At 55.7% G+C, this 15,945-nt stretch carries 16 protein-coding genes; 7 read left to right on the plus strand and 9 right to left on the minus strand.

Features of this window, described 5'->3' with window-relative positions; genetic code table 11:
- Window positions 1-16 precede the first annotated feature (16 nt).
- On the minus strand, window positions 17-313 hold the full coding sequence (locus E0L21_RS00270) for a TM2 domain-containing protein (protein WP_131406079.1): 297 nt from the start codon (window positions 311-313) through the stop codon (window positions 17-19).
- A gap of 171 nt (window positions 314-484) precedes the next feature.
- Between E0L21_RS00270 and cueR the strand changes: the two genes are divergently transcribed.
- Window positions 485-892 (plus strand): Cu(I)-responsive transcriptional regulator, encoded by a 408-nt coding sequence (gene cueR / locus E0L21_RS00275; protein WP_131406080.1) that lies wholly within the window; start codon window positions 485-487, stop codon window positions 890-892.
- Here cueR and E0L21_RS00280 read toward each other — a convergent pair.
- The 7 genes from E0L21_RS00280 to tesA form a co-directional block, all read right to left on the minus strand.
- Complete coding sequence (locus tag E0L21_RS00280; RefSeq protein WP_131406081.1) at window positions 849-1,586, minus strand: DUF3142 domain-containing protein; 738 nt, start codon at window positions 1,584-1,586, stop codon at window positions 849-851. The two genes, cueR and E0L21_RS00280, sit on opposite strands and share 44 nt — an antisense overlap.
- Window positions 1,556-3,748: a hypothetical protein gene (locus E0L21_RS00285; protein WP_131406082.1), complete on the minus strand. Its 2,193-nt coding sequence runs from the start codon at window positions 3,746-3,748 to the stop codon at window positions 1,556-1,558. Before E0L21_RS00285 ends, E0L21_RS00280 begins: the two co-directional genes overlap by 31 nt.
- Before the next feature lie 22 nt (window positions 3,749-3,770).
- Complete coding sequence (locus E0L21_RS00290; RefSeq protein ID WP_380207402.1) at window positions 3,771-4,232, minus strand: NfeD family protein; 462 nt, start codon at window positions 4,230-4,232, stop codon at window positions 3,771-3,773.
- On the minus strand, window positions 4,229-5,143 hold the full coding sequence (locus E0L21_RS00295) for an SPFH domain-containing protein (RefSeq protein WP_131406083.1): 915 nt from the start codon (window positions 5,141-5,143) through the stop codon (window positions 4,229-4,231). Before E0L21_RS00295 ends, E0L21_RS00290 begins: the two co-directional genes overlap by 4 nt.
- 84 nt (window positions 5,144-5,227) lie before the next feature.
- Entirely contained in the window at window positions 5,228-6,082 is an 855-nt protein-coding gene (locus E0L21_RS00300) for a co-chaperone YbbN (protein WP_131406084.1), read from the minus strand.
- A 61-nt stretch (window positions 6,083-6,143) separates the two neighbouring features.
- Window positions 6,144-6,914, minus strand: coding sequence for an SDR family oxidoreductase (locus E0L21_RS00305; protein ID WP_131406085.1), 771 nt, complete (start codon window positions 6,912-6,914; stop codon window positions 6,144-6,146).
- A 28-nt stretch (window positions 6,915-6,942) separates the two neighbouring features.
- Window positions 6,943-7,566 (minus strand): multifunctional acyl-CoA thioesterase I/protease I/lysophospholipase L1, encoded by a 624-nt coding sequence (gene tesA, locus E0L21_RS00310; RefSeq protein ID WP_020456831.1) that lies wholly within the window; start codon window positions 7,564-7,566, stop codon window positions 6,943-6,945.
- On the opposite strand from tesA, the gene ybbA reads away from it, so the two are divergent.
- The 6 genes from ybbA (at window position 7,537) to E0L21_RS00340 (ending at window position 14,851) form a co-directional block, all read left to right on the plus strand.
- Entirely contained in the window at window positions 7,537-8,223 is a 687-nt protein-coding gene (ybbA, locus tag E0L21_RS00315) for a putative ABC transporter ATP-binding protein YbbA (protein ID WP_131406086.1), read from the plus strand. The two genes, tesA and ybbA, sit on opposite strands and share 30 nt — an antisense overlap.
- On the plus strand, window positions 8,220-10,634 hold the full coding sequence (gene ybbP, locus E0L21_RS00320; RefSeq protein ID WP_131406087.1) for a putative ABC transporter permease subunit YbbP: 2,415 nt from the start codon (window positions 8,220-8,222) through the stop codon (window positions 10,632-10,634). Before ybbA ends, ybbP begins: the two co-directional genes overlap by 4 nt.
- Window positions 10,635-10,832: 198 nt before the next feature.
- Window positions 10,833-11,981 carry a porin gene (locus tag E0L21_RS00325; protein WP_131406088.1) on the plus strand — a complete coding sequence of 383 codons (1,149 nt, stop codon included), beginning with the start codon at window positions 10,833-10,835 and terminating at the stop codon, window positions 11,979-11,981.
- 301 nt (window positions 11,982-12,282) lie between these two features.
- The gene (locus E0L21_RS00330) at window positions 12,283-13,119 is read left to right on the plus strand and encodes a MetQ/NlpA family ABC transporter substrate-binding protein (protein WP_131406089.1); all 837 of its coding nucleotides are present in this window, start codon (window positions 12,283-12,285) and stop codon (window positions 13,117-13,119) included.
- Window positions 13,120-13,176: 57 nt separating this feature from the next.
- Complete coding sequence (gene sfbB, locus E0L21_RS00335; RefSeq protein ID WP_131406090.1) at window positions 13,177-14,199, plus strand: virulence-associated ABC transporter ATP-binding protein SfbB; 1,023 nt, start codon at window positions 13,177-13,179, stop codon at window positions 14,197-14,199.
- Window positions 14,192-14,851 carry a methionine ABC transporter permease gene (locus tag E0L21_RS00340; RefSeq protein ID WP_020456837.1) on the plus strand — a complete coding sequence of 220 codons (660 nt, stop codon included), beginning with the start codon at window positions 14,192-14,194 and terminating at the stop codon, window positions 14,849-14,851. The genes sfbB and E0L21_RS00340 overlap by 8 nt, the downstream gene beginning before the upstream one ends.
- Here E0L21_RS00340 and mnmH read toward each other — a convergent pair.
- On the minus strand, window positions 14,848-15,927 hold the full coding sequence (gene mnmH, locus E0L21_RS00345; RefSeq protein ID WP_131406091.1) for a tRNA 2-selenouridine(34) synthase MnmH: 1,080 nt from the start codon (window positions 15,925-15,927) through the stop codon (window positions 14,848-14,850). The genes E0L21_RS00340 and mnmH overlap by 4 nt on opposite strands.
- Window positions 15,928-15,945 lie beyond the last annotated feature (18 nt).

A 15,945-nucleotide genomic window follows, 5' to 3' on the forward strand; every position in this document is an offset into this window, starting at 1 on the left:
ACCGGAGGGGGAAAACTCAACCGTATTTACGGGCAAATTCCTGATCGGAGTTGCACAGATAAATAATAAATTCGACGAAAGAGATGATCGCCGGAATAAAGGTCCAGCAAAACAGAAGATAAAGGATCCCCTGTCCTGGTTTCCCTAAATAAAATTTATGCGCACCAAATCCGCCTAAAAAGAAGGCAAACAGCGCAGCAGAAATTCGGCTTTTCTTCCCGGCGGTGTTCTGTGGCGCGCCGCACTGCGGGCAAGCCACCGCTTCTTTATGTATTTCCTTTCCGCAACCACGGCAAAACGCCATATCACTCATAACCACTCCTGTGTGTAAATCATTTATCATTCTTAGAAACATCCGGCCACATGTTATAGCGAAGCGGTAAGGTGGGTAAATAAAAAACCATTAACAATATGGATATATTTGTTTTATTACATGGCGGCCATTTATAGTGATTAACTCAGGTTCTGGCAGTAAGGGGGAAACGTGAATATCAGCGATGTGGCAAAAAGAACCGGTTTAACCAGCAAAGCGATTCGCTTCTATGAAGAGAAAGGGCTAGTGACACCGCCGCTGCGCAGCGAAAACGGCTACCGCAGTTACAATCAACAACACCTGAATGAGTTAACGCTGCTGCGCCAGGCGCGGCAGGTGGGGTTTAATCTCGAAGAGTGCGGCGAGCTGGTGAATCTGTTTAATAACCCGGCCCGTCATAGCGCTGATGTCAAAGCGCGCACGTTGCAGAAAGTGGCCGAGATCGAGCGACATATTGGCGAACTGCAACTGATGCGTGTGCAACTGCTGGCACTGGCGGAGTCATGCCCTGGCGATGACAGCGCCGATTGCCCGATTATTGATAACCTTTCTGGTTGTTGTCACCACGCGAAGGGTTGAGCATAAATGTCACCGTGCCGCGATACCACGGGGAGGCGGCGAGTTGCTGCTCTTCGCTGATATCACGCTCGCCGTTCTGCACCAGCCCCAATTTAAATGGAACGCGTAACGCTAAAAGTGCGGACAGGTAGGCGGTGTAATTCGCCACGGTGCTGCGTCCCTGGTAGCTCTGTACCACCAACTCATCCACCGGCAGCGCGTTAAGGGTTTGCACGCTGCCAGTTTTCGCCCAGTCCAGCAATCCGGTGACGCCCAGCGCGTAGTCTGCTGGCAGCGTTTGGCGTAGACGATGCAAAAACAGCGCGTAATCGCCGAGCCGATGAGTCGCGGCATCGAAATCCACTTGCAACCCGACGACATGGTTACCTGCGGCTTGCCAGCGAGCTAACAGCCGGTTAAGACGTAACAACAGCGCATCCGGCACGTCCAGGGTGGTAAAACGTACGGTGAGCCAGATGCGCGGAAACGTAAGCTGGTTGACCGGCAGCCCTTTACGCTCAAACACCGTTTGACCGGCAACGGTGACGACATCGCCCTGATGCAGGTAGACAATATCGGCATCACGCAGCGTTTGTGTGGGTCGCACGCCAGACCATAACCAGTACGCTGTCTTCCCCTGAGCGAATAACGCCGAAGGGAAGAGCAGCGCGCCTGCCAATGCCATTACCAGTAATATTTGAGCTCTTTGGCCCATACGCTTCCCGGATAACGGCTTTTCAGTTGCTGGAACCATGCTTTACGCACGGATTTATCCACGTCTTCGCCGCCGCAATCGTTATAACCGGAGGGGGCATAACACATCACGGCGCGATACAGCGCGTAGCTCTTATCTTCCGGCTCAGCTTTGGCGTCGCGGATAACCTGCTGATACCAGGCCAGACGGTGCGCGACGCCGGGTGCAGAGTTAAGTTTTGTTGCGTCGTCCAGCGCGTCGTTACCCCACTGGTCGGTTTCCCGGTTAACGCGGGTTTGGGTGATGCGGAAAAACTCGCCCAGGCAGTTCAGCGCATGGCCATCCTGCGTTTTCTGGCTCAGAGTGGTGACTGTTTTTTCCAGCGCAGCGCAGAAGTAAACGCTCTCTTTGTCGGTGCCTTTCCAGCCAAATGCGCTCAGATTGACGTCATCAAACGCTTCGCCAGTGACCGGCGGTGTGATTGCGGCGATCAGTTTTTTGTCTTGTAACCAGTCGGCGTAATGCCCTTCGGTTAAATCGCGCGTCAGTAGCGTGTGCAGCGCGATGGTGCGCTCTTCATTATTTGGGCCGTTATTGGCTTGCTGGCGCAGTAACTCGCGTGGCGCTTTGGTTTTCAGCACTAAGGAACGGTAACGCAGATTCGTGACCTTGCTGCCAGGCGCAAAAATCTGCGCCAGCGCGTCGCTTTCCACCAGCGTTGCCGCCAGCTTGGCCTGTAGCAACTGCTGTTGTTCGACATCCTTGCTCAGATCCAAAAGATGTAGCCAGTGCGCTTTGGCGTCCGGCCACTGTTTTTCCGCCATCAGCGCTTCGCCATACAGCACTTGTTCGCTAAACGCGAGGATATTATGCGGCTCCAGCGTTTGCGCCGGGGTGATATCAGTGCGCACGGTGGCGTAATCCTGCTTGCTGAAAGCCAGCTTCAGGCGCAGGTAATTCCACAGATCGCCACGCTTATTTTTGTCGAAATCGGCTTTGATGCTGTCAAGCCAGGCTTGATCGATACAGGGATGCTTATCATCGCATTTGTTGTCGCGCAGGCGGCGCAGCGTCAGGATAAACGTCATCAACGAGGCATCCGGCGTGCTGATAAAATCATTACCGCCCCATTCGAGGAGTTTGTTGTCGCTTTCATTCACCAGCGCGATTAACGCATCGCCGCTGGCCGTCTGCGACAACGCCTGTTCGAAGAGCACCGCCAGCGCATTCCAGTCCTGCAAATACCAGTTGATGCGGCGCAACATACCCTGCGCCGATTCTGCGTAGCGACCCTGCGGCCAGCTTTTCAGGTAATGCAGCGCTGCATCTCGCGCTTTCTGCGCCTGGGCTTTATCCACTTTTGTGACGTCGAAATCGCCATATTCACCGTTGGCATTGGCGCTGCTGGCGTTGAGCGCGGTGCGCATCAACATATAGCTGGCTGTTTCGGCAAGCCACGGCAGCGGGCTGCTGGCTAGCGAAGTAAAATCCTGCGCTGCAGCCTCATAATCACCGGCATAGAAAGCGTTAGCGCCGTGTAAATAAGTACGGAAACCGAGAGCGGCAGAACCTTCCGGGAAGCTCAGCGCATTGATGATGACTTCACCGCGGCCATCCGCTGCCGTCCGCGCTTTCGCCAGCGCCAGGCGCTGTTCCGGTGTCAAGGCCGTTTCGGCCAGCAGGGCGGCGAAAAAGCCAGAAAGTGTCTCGTTATTGCGCGACACAAAGCGGTTTTCCAGCTCATCGGATTCAAAGCCTTCGCCAGTTGCTGTCTGCGTCGTGCCGCCCTCGGCGATCAGGCGCAACAGCGCAGGTGGAATTTGATCGTCAGGTTTGATGCCCAGCGCTTTCATTTGCTGGCGCAGGGTTTCATCGCCGGTGGCCGGTTCCGTGGCTGCTGCTGATGCTGTGGTGTCATCATGATGGATACCGAAATAGAAGTTTCGGCTGCGCGTGAAATCTTGCGGCACGGGCTGGTGCAGCGGCAAAAATCCTTTTTGCTCATCCACCAGGCGCAGCAGGTTATCGCGGGTATCGGTATCGATGCCCAGCACCGGTGGGCTGGTGATGAAACATCCCGCGCTGCCCCAGGTACAACTATCGATATCAGAAGATGCCAGCGCAGGTGCGCTGGCGGTAAAGGAGAGGCTCAAGCCCAGCGCGAGGCGGCTGCGTTTTATCATTCCCTGAATCCTTGCGTGGTTGTTATTCGTTTATCGCTTTGATGCGTAAGGTAATGCCTTCAACGGCAGTCACCTCAACGCGCGTTCCGGCAGCGAGATCGTCGTCGGCGCTGACTGGCCACGAACTGTCGCCTACACGCATATGGCCACGCCCATTCACCAGCGCGTTATCAAGCTGGAAGCGGCGGCCGATGAGCTGTTGCCCTCTGAGGTTCAACGACGCGTCGGCGGGTTTTTGTTGTTTTACCCGCCGCGAAAGCCATTGCCACCACAGCCAGGCGGCCAGCATGGTCAGCACGGCGAACAGCACACCTTGCCACTCCCAGCCGAAGGGAATAACCCACGCCAACAACCCGGTGACCACCGCCGCGACGCCGCTCCATAACAGATAGCCGTTACCGCCCAGCATTTCCGCAGCCAGCAACAGGCCGCCGAGCACCAGCCAGGCAAGGTGCGTATGTTCGAGCAGCAGTGCGGCAATCATTTTTTACGCTCGTTGGTGCTGTCTTTCACCAGTTCGGCGATCCCGGCGATCGAGCCCATCAGGCTACTGGCATCCAGCGGCATCATGACCACTTTGCTGTTGTTCGCCGAGCCAATTTGTTGCAGCGCATCGGTATATCGTTGCGCCACAAAGTAGTTCACCGCCTGGATGTCCCCGGCGGCAATCGCTTCAGACACCATCTGCGTGGCGCGGGCTTCTGCTTCTGCTGAACGCTCACGTGCTTCTGCCTGCAGGAACGCCGACTGGCGCTCGCCTTCGGCTTTCAGGATCTGTGACTGTTTTTCGCCTTCGGCTTTGAGGATCTCTGCCTGGCGGATCCCTTCGGCTTCAAGAATATAAGCGCGCTTGGTTCGTTCTGCTTTCATCTGCGCGTTCATTGAGGCAATCAATTCCGCCGGTGGGCGCACATCGCGAATTTCAATACGGGTGACTTTCACGCCCCACGGATTGGTGGCTTCATCCACAATATGCAGCAGACGGGTATTGATGCTGTCACGTTGTGAGAGCATTTCGTCCAGCTCCATTGAGCCGAGTACGGTACGGATGTTGGTCATGGTCAGGTTGATGATCGCCAGTTCCAGGTTGCTCACCTCATAAGCGGCGCGTGGGGCGTCGATCACCTGAATAAAGCACACCGCATCAATGGTGACGTTGGCGTTGTCTTTGGAAATAATTTCCTGCGAGGGGATGTCGAGAACCTGTTCCATCATATTGATCTTACGACCGATACGATCCATAAACGGCACCACCAGGCTTAAACCCGGCTGCAGCGTGCGGGTGAAACGGCCAAAGCGTTCCACTGTCCACTGGAAGCCTTGTGGGACGATTTTCACACCGGAGATAACCACCACCAGCGCGACGAAGATAAGAACCAGAATGACGATTGGCATCAAAAAAACCTCCTGTTTAATTTGATGCCATCTTAGCCCGATTTAGCGATTAAAACAGCGCGATCGCCAAATTTAGCAGGGGAGTTAGTAGAGCAGGGAGTAGAGCTGGCGGCGGTATTTCGATGCCAGCGCGTCGCCGGTGCCGAGTGCGGCCAGGATCTCTTGCAGCATTTTGCGCGCTTCGCCATTCGCAGCAGCCAGATCTTTGCGCAGGTGGCTAAACAGCAGCTCAAGCGCTTCTTCGTTGCGACCTACCTGGTGCAGTTGCAATGCCAACTGCGTAGCCAGTAGCGCGTCCTGCGGGTTGTCTGCAACTTGTTGTTGCAGTTGCTGGATTTCCGGCGTATCCGCGGCTTTTTTCAGCAGTTCAATCTGCGCGGTAAGCCCCTGGTAACGGGTGTCCTGATCCTGTAACGGAACGCTTTTCAGCGCCGCTTCGGCTTCATCCGCGCGGTTCAACACAATCAGCGTTTCTGCCAGCAGCAGGGTGATTTCGCTGTTTTGTGGCGCCAACTGGTTGGCCTCTTTCAACAGCGGCAGCGCGTCAAGGTGCTTGCCTTCCTGCATCAGTTGCATGGCCTGCTGCGCTTTCAACTCCTCTTCACGCGGCAGCACTTTATCCAGCAGCGCGCGAATCGCTTCTTCCGGCTGCGGCCCCTGGAAGCCGTCAACCGGCTGGCCATTCTGGAACAGGTAAACAGTTGGAATGGCGCGTAAGCCAAACTGCGATGCCACCATCTGCTCTGCGTCGCAATCGACTTTCGCCAGGATAAATTGCCCGTTGTACTGTGCAGCGAGGCTCTCTAGCACCGGTGTCAGTTGCTGGCAGTGCTGGCTGCGTTCGGACCAAAAATAGAACAGCACCGGTGTGGCAACGGATTGCTCAAGCACCTGTTGCAGGTTCACTTCGGTAATATTGACAATATTCTGTGCAGACATACTAAGTTCTCTTTATTTCACTGTTTCGTCATACATGGGGGACAGGCTGAGCGCCTTCAACTCACCCGTGCAAAATTTTATCCATCATGCGCGTTGGCAGCAGGCGTTTTAACAGGGTCACCGCCCATGTCACCAGCGTTACCGGGTAGCGCACTTTCGGGTTGCTGCTCTCAAAAGCATGGCGCACTTTGGCGACGACCGCTTCCGGCCCCAGCGTAAAACGTGCGGCGATACCCGGATTTTCCACGGGCTTATCACTTTGCGTCTGGTTGACATTGTCGGTAAAGCGCGTGCGTATTGGACCGGGTTCAATCAGGCTCACTTTGATCCCCGTATGGCGTAGCTCCATTCGCAAAGCGTCCGACCAGGCTTCCAGCGCATACTTGCTGGCGGCATAAGCGCCGCGGCCTGGCGTTGAGATCAGCCCCATCACCGAGGAGGTCATTACGATGCGCCCCTCGTCGTGTGGCAGCATCGCAGGCAGCAGTAGCATGGTGAGCTGGTGGGTGCCAAAAAAGTTACTGGAAAACTGTTGTTCCAGTTGTTCGCGACTGATGGTTTCAAGCGGGCCATAAACACCGTATCCGGCGTTATTGAAGATCCCATACAGGCGATTGTCGGTCAGCGCTATCACTTCGGCGGCGGCGCGTATCACGCTTTGCGCGTCATCAAGATCGAGCAGAATGCCGGTAAAGCCTTCGCTTGCCATCCGGGCGACATCGTCCGGTTTGCGGCAGGCCGCCAGCACGCGAAAACCCTGACGTTTCAATTCGCGTGCGCTTTCCAGCCCGATACCGCTGGAACATCCTGTTATTAAGACTGCTTTTTGCATAACTTTACCTGGGGGCGTGCCTGAACAATCAGGAGTCGTGGTTAACTAAAGGCGCCAGTCGCGTTGCCATCCAGTCCGCTATAAACGGCTGCGCATCGCGATTGGGATGGATGCCATCATCCTGCATCCATTGCGGTTTCAGATAGACCTCTTCCATAAAGAATGGCAGCAGAGGGACATCCAACTCTTTGGCAAGCTTAGGATAAATGGCGCTAAAGGCTTCATTATAGCGGCGACCGTAGTTGGCGGGCAGCCGAATTTGCATTAACAGCGGTTGCGCGTTGGCGGCTTTGACCGCCTGCACCACCTGGCGCAGCGTTTGCTCTGTTTGCTGCGGCGCGAAACCGCGCAGACCATCGTTACCGCCCAGCTCCACCAGAACCCAGCGCGGTTGATGCTCTTTAAGCAGTGCGGGCAGGCGCGCCAGCCCTTGCTGCGAGGTGTCGCCGCTAATACTGGCATTGATGACCGTCGGTTTTTGCTGCCATTTATCATTGAGCAGCGCAGGCCACGCGGCATTCGCCGCCATGCGATATCCGGCGCTCAGACTGTCGCCAAGAATCAGTAACGTGTCCGCCGCCGCGGCGCGAAAGGTTAACAAAAGCAAAAACAGGAAGGGCAAATGCCAGCGGAAAACATTGTTGAAGTTCATCGTCTTAAGAAGTCCGTCGGTCAGGGGGAGCATGAGCTTTCCATCCTTACCGGAGTTGAGCTGGTTGTCAAACCAGCCGAGACCATCGCCCTGATTGGCGAATCCGGCTCCGGCAAGTCCACCTTATTAGCCATCCTCGCCGGGCTGGATGACGGTAGCAGTGGCGAGGTGAGCCTGCTCGGCAAACCCCTGCATAAGATGGATGAAGAGGCGCGCGCGCAACTGCGAGCGCAAAATGTTGGCTTTGTTTTTCAATCATTTATGCTCATTCCCACGTTGAATGCGCTGGAAAATGTCGAGCTTCCGGCATTGCTGCGCGGCGAAAACAGCAGTAAAAGCCGCCGCAGTGCGAAGGCGTTACTGGAAGAACTGGGGCTGGGTAAACGGCTGGATCATCTGCCAGCACAACTCTCCGGCGGGGAACAGCAGCGCGTGGCGCTGGCTCGCGCGTTTAATGGCCGTCCGGCAGTTCTGTTCGCCGATGAACCCACCGGCAACCTCGACAGGCAAACCGGCGACAAGATCGCCGATTTGCTCTTTTCCATGAATCAACAATACGGCACTACGCTGCTGTTGGTGACGCACGATCCACAGCTTGCCGCGCGGTGTGACCGGCGGTTGCGGTTGGTCAATGGTGAACTGCGGGAGGATGCATGATAGCCCGTTGGTTCTGGCGCGAATGGCGCTCGCCGTCGCTGCTGATTGTCTGGATGGCGCTAAGTCTGGCGGTTGCTTGCGTACTCGCGCTCGGCAACATCAGCGATCGCATGGAAAAAGGACTCAGCCAGCAGAGCCGGGAATTCATGGCCGGAGACAGGGCGCTGCGCAGCTCCCGCGAAGTACCACAAGCGTGGCTGGATCAAGCGCGAAATACAGGGCTGCGAGTCAGTGAACAGATCAGTTTTGCCACCATGACCTTTGCCGGCGACACGCCGCAATTAGCCGATGTGAAAGCCGTTGATGACATTTACCCCCTTTATGGTGAGCTGCAAACCAGCCCGGCCGGGTTAAAACCGCAAGCGGGAATGGTGTTACTGGCTCCACGGTTAATGGCGCTGCTCAATTTAAAAACCGGTGATTCTATTGATGTGGGCGATGCCACATTGCGTATCGCCGGGGAAGTGGTGCAGGAGCCGGACTCAGGCTTTAACCCTTTCCAGATGGCGCCGCGTTTGTTGATGAATATCGCCGATGTGGCGAAAACAGGCGCGGTGCAGCCAGGGAGCCGCGTCAGCTGGCGAGTGAAATTTGGCGGCACGCCCGCGCAGTTAGATGCATACGAAAAATGGTTGCTGCCACAGTTGAAACCGGAGCACCGCTGGTACGGGCTGGAACAGGATGAAGGCGCGCTGGGTAAATCCTTGCAGCGTTCGCAGCAGTTCCTGTTGTTATCCGCGCTATTAACGCTGCTGCTGGCGATAGCTGCCGTCGCGGTGGCGATGGGGCACTATTGCCGTAGCCGCTATGATCTGGTGGCGGTATTGAAAACCCTTGGCGCGGGCCGTGCACAATTACGCAAATTGATTGTCGGTCAGTGGCTCATGGTGCTGGTGCTGTCAGTGGTGACCGGTGGCGTTATCGGGCTGGCATTCGAAAGCGTGTTAATGGTGCTGCTCAAACCGGTGCTGCCTGCCGCGCTGCCGCCTGCAAGTTTGTGGCCGTGGCTGTGGGCCGTCGGGGCGATGGTGGTGATTTCACTGCTGGTGGGGCTGCGACCCTATCGCTTGCTGCTGGCGACGCAACCGCTGCGCGTATTGCGACGTGATGCGGTGGCCAATGTCTGGCCGCTAAAGTTCTACGTACCAGTGATCTGCGCGATAGCCGTGCTGCTACTCGCCTGGTTGATGGGCGGCAGTATGCTGTTGTGGGCCGTGCTGGCGGGCGCTGTGGTGCTGGCATTGCTGTGCGGCGTGGTGGGCTGGCTGTTGCTTAATGTGCTCAAACGCCTGACATTCAAAGCGCTACCGCTGCGTCTTGCGGTGAACCGGCTACTGCGCCAGCCGTGGTCAACGCTGAGCCAGCTTTCGGCATTTTCGCTCTCTTTTATGTTGCTGGCGATGTTGCTGGTGCTGCGCGGCGATCTGCTGGACAGGTGGCAACAGCAGTTACCGCCGGAAAGCCCGAACTACTTTTTAATCAATATCGCACCGGAGCAAGTGACACCGCTGAAAGCGTTTCTTTCGCAGCATCGTGTTGCTCCAGAGGCGTTCTACCCGATCGTGCGGGCAAGGATGACGCAAATTAACGGTCAGTCAACGGAGGATAACCAGGATGAGGCGCTGAACCGTGAACTCAATCTCACCTGGCTTCAGCAGCGCCCGGATCATAACCCGGTCACTGCCGGAAGCTGGCCGCCAAAAAACGGGGAAGTCTCTGTTGAGGAGGGGCTGGCGCAGCGGTTAGGCCTGAAGCTGGGCGATTCCGTGACGTTTATGGGTGATACGCAGGAATTCAGCGCCACAATCAGCAGTCTGCGCAAAGTGGACTGGGAGAGCCTGCGACCAAACTTCTTCTTTATCTTCCCCTCGGGTGCGCTGGACGGCCAGCCGCAGAGTTGGCTTACCAGCTTTCGCTGGCAGAACGGCAACGGCATGTTAACGCAACTGAACCGGGAGTTTCCGACCATCAGCCTGCTGGATATTGGCGCGATTTTAAAACAGGTCGGCCAGGTACTTGAGCAGGTAAGCCGGGCGCTGGAAGTGATGGTGATGCTGGTTACCGCTTGCGGTGTATTGCTGCTGTTTGCGCAGGTACAAGTCGGTATGCGTCAGCGTCACCAGGAACTGGTGGTTTACCGCACGCTAGGCGCGGGTAAACGGCTGTTACAAAACACATTGTGGTGTGAATTCGCGCTGCTGGGGTTAGTCTCCGGGCTGGTCGCGGCGATGGGCGCGGAAACCGCGCTGGCGGTGCTGCAAATCCGCGTGTTTGACTTTCCGTGGGAGCCGGACTGGCGTTTGTGGGCAACGTTACCGCTATGCGGCGCGTTGCTGCTTTCGCTGTGCGGCGGTTGGCTTGGTGCGCGTTTGCTTAAAGGAAAAGCGCTGTTCCGTCAATTCAGTAATTAACACCTTCATCAATATTTACTCAACGAAACGCACGCCGATAATTCTATCGGTGTGCGTCTGTTGCAAAGTGTAAAAGTTCCCCGGTCAATTGTTTACCAGCACAAAACAACAAAAAAACCCCACCAAATAGAAGCTTTTAGACGTTAATATTTTGCCGCTAGTAACTTACTAGTGGTGTCTATCCATCAAGGAAAAACCATGAAAATAAAAACAACCGCTCTGGCGACAGCCATCGGCGCAGCAGTGGCATTGACGTCTTTCGCAACTCAGGCGGAAATTACTGTACTTAAGCAAGATCCGCAGGCTGGCAATCCGTTAAGCCGCCTGAACTTCACCGTTGGTGGCTCTATTCGTCCGCAGTTCGATAACATGATGGGCGACGGTGACAAAGGCTCCTACAAACGCAATGGTTACAACGGCGGTACCCGTTTCCGTTTTGCGACCGATTACTACCTGTTCGATGATATTAGCTGGGTTAACTACTACGAATTGGGCGTGGATATTCCGAAACTGTTTGACTGGGATAACCACTACGCCAGTAATGCGCATAACACCACTCGCCGTATGCTGTACACCGGTCTGAAAAGTAAAACCTGGGGTACCATGACCTTCGGCCAGCAGAACAGCGTGTACTACGATGTGGTTGGCGCAAAAACCGATATCTGGGATTACGACATGAAAGCCCAGGCGCCGGGTAACGGTGTCAATGGCGATTACGACGGTTCTTACCGTTCACGTAAGATGCTGAAATACAAAAACACCTTTGGTGATGCTGACATTTATGCATCCTACCTGTTCTCTGATAACGATCTGCTGCGTGGTAACGGTCTGCGTTACAAACGTAAAGGCGGCGGTTCTCTGGGCGTGGATTACCATATTGCCAAAGACCTGACATGGGGTACGGCGTGGAACTACACCCAGGCTGACATGCGTAACGTCAACACTGGCGGCACCGATACTTACAACCAGAATATCTACGGCACAGCGCTGAGCTGGACCCCGGATAACTGGACCTTCTCCTTCGGCGGTGGCTGGTACGAAAACTTCCTGACTACCGGTCAGAAAAATATTCACGACTACTTCGCGGGCGACGCGTGGGGTATTGAATACTTTGCCGGTTACAAAATCCCAGTTGGTCAGTACGCGCTTAAATATGTACAGCCGTACGTCATGGGTGACCGTCTGAAATACACCACAGGTCGTTACTATCAGCGTATCGACAACGGTTTGGGTGTGACCTTCCAGCTGGATTACGGTTTCCGTGTCGATTACGAACACGTATTCACCACCAGCACCGACAAATCGCTGGGCGACATGAACATCGTACGTCTGCGTTACGACTTCTAAGAAGTCTGCATCCGCCGGGTTTAACGCTTCGTTTAAATCCGGCAATGCTTAGCAATAAAAAGCATAACGAGAGGCCAGAAAACCCACCGGGAGCAGGGCTTTTCGTTATGCTTCATCGCCTTACCCCGCAAAGATCTCCACGCCATTCAGTGACATAGTTCACAGCATGTTGAATTTATTTCAATTACCGCTGCGCTGTGTTTATGCCATCTTATTCAGCAGCCTTATCAATCAGGTGAAAATGGAACGCGCCGCACTGTACGTCGCGTCACACAGCAGCTCAACTCGTTAGGGAGAATTTATGGGACGTCGTCTCAGCTTGCGCGCGACCTTCGGCGCATTACTTCTGGCCTGCGGCTTACCGTTTGCTCACGCCAGCAGCGATCCGCACACCATCGTTTTCGGCGTCGCACCTGGGCCATACGGCGATATGGTGAAACAGGCGATTGCGCCGTCGCTGAAAGAGAAAGGTTATAAAGTGGTGGTGCGTGAATTTAGCGATTACGTACAGCCGAATATGGCGCTGGCGAACGGCAGTATTGATGCCAACCTGTTCCAGCACAGCCTCTATTTTGACAAATTCACTGCCGATAAAGGCCTGAAATTAACCAGGCTGATTACGGTGCCGACGGCGGGCATGGGTTTTTATTCACGCAAAATTAAAAGCCTGGATGAATTGAAAAAGGGCGATATTGTCACGCTCTCCAATGACCCAACCAACCTGGCGCGCGGGCTGCGTTTCCTGCAATCGCTAAACCTTATTACCATCAAAGATAACATCGACCCGACTAAAGCCTCCGAGCGCGATATTGCCAGCAACCCGAAAGGGCTGGTGTTTAAACCGCTGGAAGCTGCGCAACTGCCGCGCACACTGGATGGCGTTACCGCGTCGCTGGTGAATGGCAACTTTGCCATTGCCGCCGGGTTGAAACTCTCCTCTGCGCTCAAACAAGAGCACCTCGATGAGAACCTGAAAAACATCATTGCGGTGCGCACGGAAGATGCCGACAAACCGTTCGCGAAGGATATTGTCGAGGTGGTGAAATCGCCTGCTTATCGCGCAGTGATTGACGATCCGAATAATGTTTACGGTGCGTTCCAGAAACCAGACTGGATGCAGAGCGCGGATAAAAAGTAACACTCCGGCTGATTTAACAGGCAGGCTGCGGCCTGCCTTTTGTCGTTTGAGGTTTGCATGATTGAAATAGATAAAGTGTGCGTGGATTTCCCCGCAGCGCGCGGCAGTACGAGCACGATCCGGGCGGTAGAGGATGTCACGCTGCGCATTGCGCCGGGGGAGATCTTCGGCATTGTTGGCACCAGCGGCGCGGGCAAAAGTACGTTGCTGCGCACACTGAATGCGCTGCAACGCCCAAGCCAGGGCAGCGTCAAAATCAATGGTGTGGCGATTTCGGCGCTGGAAGGCATTACGTTACGCAAAGCACGTCAGCGCATCGGTATGATTTTCCAGCACTTCAACCTGATGCACACCCGCACCGTGGCGCAAAATGTGGCCTTCAGCCTGAAAGCGGCGGGGTGGGAACGCAGTAAAATCGCCCCGCGCGTGGCTGAGATCCTGCAACTGGTGGGGTTAAGCGATAAAGCCAGTCGCTATCCGGTGCAATTAAGTGGCGGGCAGAAACAGCGGGTCGGTATTGCGCGCGCCATCGCTAATCACCCGGATGTATTGCTGTGTGATGAACCGACCTCGGCGCTGGATCTGGAAACTTCCGCGACCATTCTTGCCCTGCTCAAGCAGATCAATGAACAGTTGGGGATCACCATTGTGCTGATCACCCACGAGATGAACGTGATTAAATCGATCTGCGATCGCGTGGCGATGATGTCCGGCGGCAAAGCGGTGGAGGAGGGCGACGTGTTCGATATTTTTGCCCATCCGCAGCATCCCTTCACCCGTCAACTGGTGGCGCACACGCTGAATTTGACCTTGCCGGAGCGTTTGCAACAGCATCTGCCGGGGCAATTATTGAAGATCCTGTTTATTGGTGATTCCGCAGAGCAGCCGGTGCTCTCTGACGCGGCGGTGAAATTTGGTGTCGCGGTCAATATCCTGCACGGCAAAATTGAATACATCGGTGAGCGGGCGCTGGGCATTCTGGTGGTGCAACTGACGTCGACGCAAAACCCGGCGGCAGTCAGTGATGCCGTGGACTATATTCGCAACCGTACCGCGCAGGTGGAGGTGATCCGTGGATGATTTAATGGCCGATCTGAGTCTCGCCTTTGGCGAAACCTTCCAGATGTTAAGCATCTCGACGGTGCTGGCGATTGTCGGCGGTTTACCGCTCGGTTTCCTGATTTTCGTTACCGACAGGCACCTGTTCTGGCAAAACCGCGCGGTGTATCTGGTGAGTACGGTGCTGGTGAATATTATCCGCTCGGTACCGTTTGTGATCCTGCTGGTGCTGCTGTTACCAGTGACGCAGTTTTTGCTCGGCAACACCATTGGGCCGATTGCCGCGTCGGTGCCGCTCTCTGTGGCGGCGATTGCTTTTTATGCGCGGCTGGTCGATAGCGCTTTGCGCGAGGTGGATAAAGGCATTATTGAAGCGGCGGAAGCCTTTGGTGCCAGTCCGCTGCGCATTATCTGCACGGTGCTGTTGCCGGAAGCCAGCGCGGGTCTGCTGCGCGGTCTGACCATTACGCTGGTGAGTCTGATTGGGTATTCAGCGATGGCGGGGATTGTCGGTGGCGGTGGCGTGGGCGATCTGGCGATCCGCTACGGCTATTACCGGTATGAAACCCAGGTCATGATAGTCACGGTGATCGCGCTGATTATTCTGGTGCAGATAGTCCAGGTACTGGGAGACTGGCTGGCGAAACGCGCCGATAAGCGCGATCGTCATTAAGGATTGTGTGCCGTCAGCCAGGCCGCAACCTCTGCGAAAGTGCCGCGAAAGCGAATGGCTGTCGCGCGCTTCTCTAGCTGGTAGCGGTACATCGGATCGTAATACTCCTCCAGCAGCGGCGCGAGCCACGCGAAGTGCCCCTCGGTATTGCCGCTGCGTTGCTGCTGATCCAGCGCGTTCTCCAGATGTCGCGTCAATTCCGCATAACGCTGTAACCCCAGACGGCGGCGAATGGCAAAGAGCCCGTGACGCAGATATTCCGCATACTGACGCCAGCCTTCTTCCTCGCCATCGCGGGTGATAAACGCGGCGTGCATTTGTACGAAATAGTCGACGCGCAAACGCTCCAGCCGTTGTGCAAAGGGATCTTCCACTACCACCAGCGGCGATTGCGCCATTCTCACGCGGACAACTTCCGGCAGGTGGTTCGCCCCAATGGCTGCGCTTTCGTCTTCCAGCAGCCAGAACGGGGGCGTCACTTTCAGTAGCGCCGTTGCCAGATGGTTTTCGAAGCTGGCCTGCGAGCGCTGCGGTTGCAGCGTCCGGCCAAACGAAGAACCGCGATGCCGGGCGAGCCCTTCAAGGTCGATGCCGTTATGTTGTGAACGCACCAGCAGTGTTTTGCCACTTCCCGTGCAGCCACCCACCAGCAGCGCCGGGCGTTGCATGCATTGTTGTGTTGCGTCAATTGCCGCCTGGCGCAGCGCTTTATAACCGCCGACCACCAGCGGATAGTCAACCTGGCATTCACGGAGCCATTGCTGAACGATATGCGAACGCTGACCGCCACGGGCGCAACAAAGATAACCCTGCGGATATTGCGCGCAGGCTTGCCGCCATGCTTCGATGCGTTGTTCGCGGGTTTCGCCATTGACCAGTTGATGCCCGAGACGAAGTGCGGCTTCTGCGCCTTCGCGTTTATAGCAGGTGCCCACTAACATGCGTTCGCGGTCGTTCATTAAGGGCAGATTGAGGGCGGCAGGCATTGCGCCTTTGGCGAACTCAACCGGCGCGCGAACATCAATAAGAGGCGTTTCATCCCGCAGGAGGGCGAGATAATCCGTGGTGTCGTTCATTGGGCTTCCTTCTGCAAA

Origin of the sequence: Kosakonia quasisacchari (assembly GCF_004331415.1) — a bacterium.
In the GTDB taxonomy this organism is placed as follows: domain Bacteria; phylum Pseudomonadota; class Gammaproteobacteria; order Enterobacterales; family Enterobacteriaceae; genus Kosakonia; species Kosakonia quasisacchari.

Bases quoted from the DNA above. Each gene is read 5' to 3' on its own strand.
- E0L21_RS00270 (WP_131406079.1), bottom strand. From the start codon at position 313: ATGAGTGATATGGCGTTTTGCCGTGGTTGCGGAAAGGAAATACATAAA.
- E0L21_RS00280 (WP_131406081.1), bottom strand. From the start codon at position 1,586: ATGGGCCAAAGAGCTCAAATATTACTGGTAATGGCATTGGCAGGCGCG.
- E0L21_RS00285 (WP_131406082.1), bottom strand. From the start codon at position 3,748: ATGATAAAACGCAGCCGCCTCGCGCTGGGCTTGAGCCTCTCCTTTACC.
- E0L21_RS00290 (WP_380207402.1), bottom strand. From the start codon at position 4,232: ATGATTGCCGCACTGCTGCTCGAACATACGCACCTTGCCTGGCTGGTG.
- E0L21_RS00295 (WP_131406083.1), bottom strand. From the start codon at position 5,143: ATGCCAATCGTCATTCTGGTTCTTATCTTCGTCGCGCTGGTGGTGGTT.
- E0L21_RS00300 (WP_131406084.1), bottom strand. From the start codon at position 6,082: ATGTCTGCACAGAATATTGTCAATATTACCGAAGTGAACCTGCAACAG.
- E0L21_RS00305 (WP_131406085.1), bottom strand. From the start codon at position 6,914: ATGCAAAAAGCAGTCTTAATAACAGGATGTTCCAGCGGTATCGGGCTG.
- ybbA (WP_131406086.1), top strand. From the start codon at position 7,537: ATGCCAGCGGAAAACATTGTTGAAGTTCATCGTCTTAAGAAGTCCGTC.
- tesA (WP_020456831.1), bottom strand. From the start codon at position 7,566: ATGAACTTCAACAATGTTTTCCGCTGGCATTTGCCCTTCCTGTTTTTG.
- ybbP (WP_131406087.1), top strand. From the start codon at position 8,220: ATGATAGCCCGTTGGTTCTGGCGCGAATGGCGCTCGCCGTCGCTGCTG.
- E0L21_RS00325 (WP_131406088.1), top strand. From the start codon at position 10,833: ATGAAAATAAAAACAACCGCTCTGGCGACAGCCATCGGCGCAGCAGTG.
- E0L21_RS00330 (WP_131406089.1), top strand. From the start codon at position 12,283: ATGGGACGTCGTCTCAGCTTGCGCGCGACCTTCGGCGCATTACTTCTG.
- sfbB (WP_131406090.1), top strand. From the start codon at position 13,177: ATGATTGAAATAGATAAAGTGTGCGTGGATTTCCCCGCAGCGCGCGGC.
- mnmH (WP_131406091.1), bottom strand. From the start codon at position 15,927: ATGAACGACACCACGGATTATCTCGCCCTCCTGCGGGATGAAACGCCT.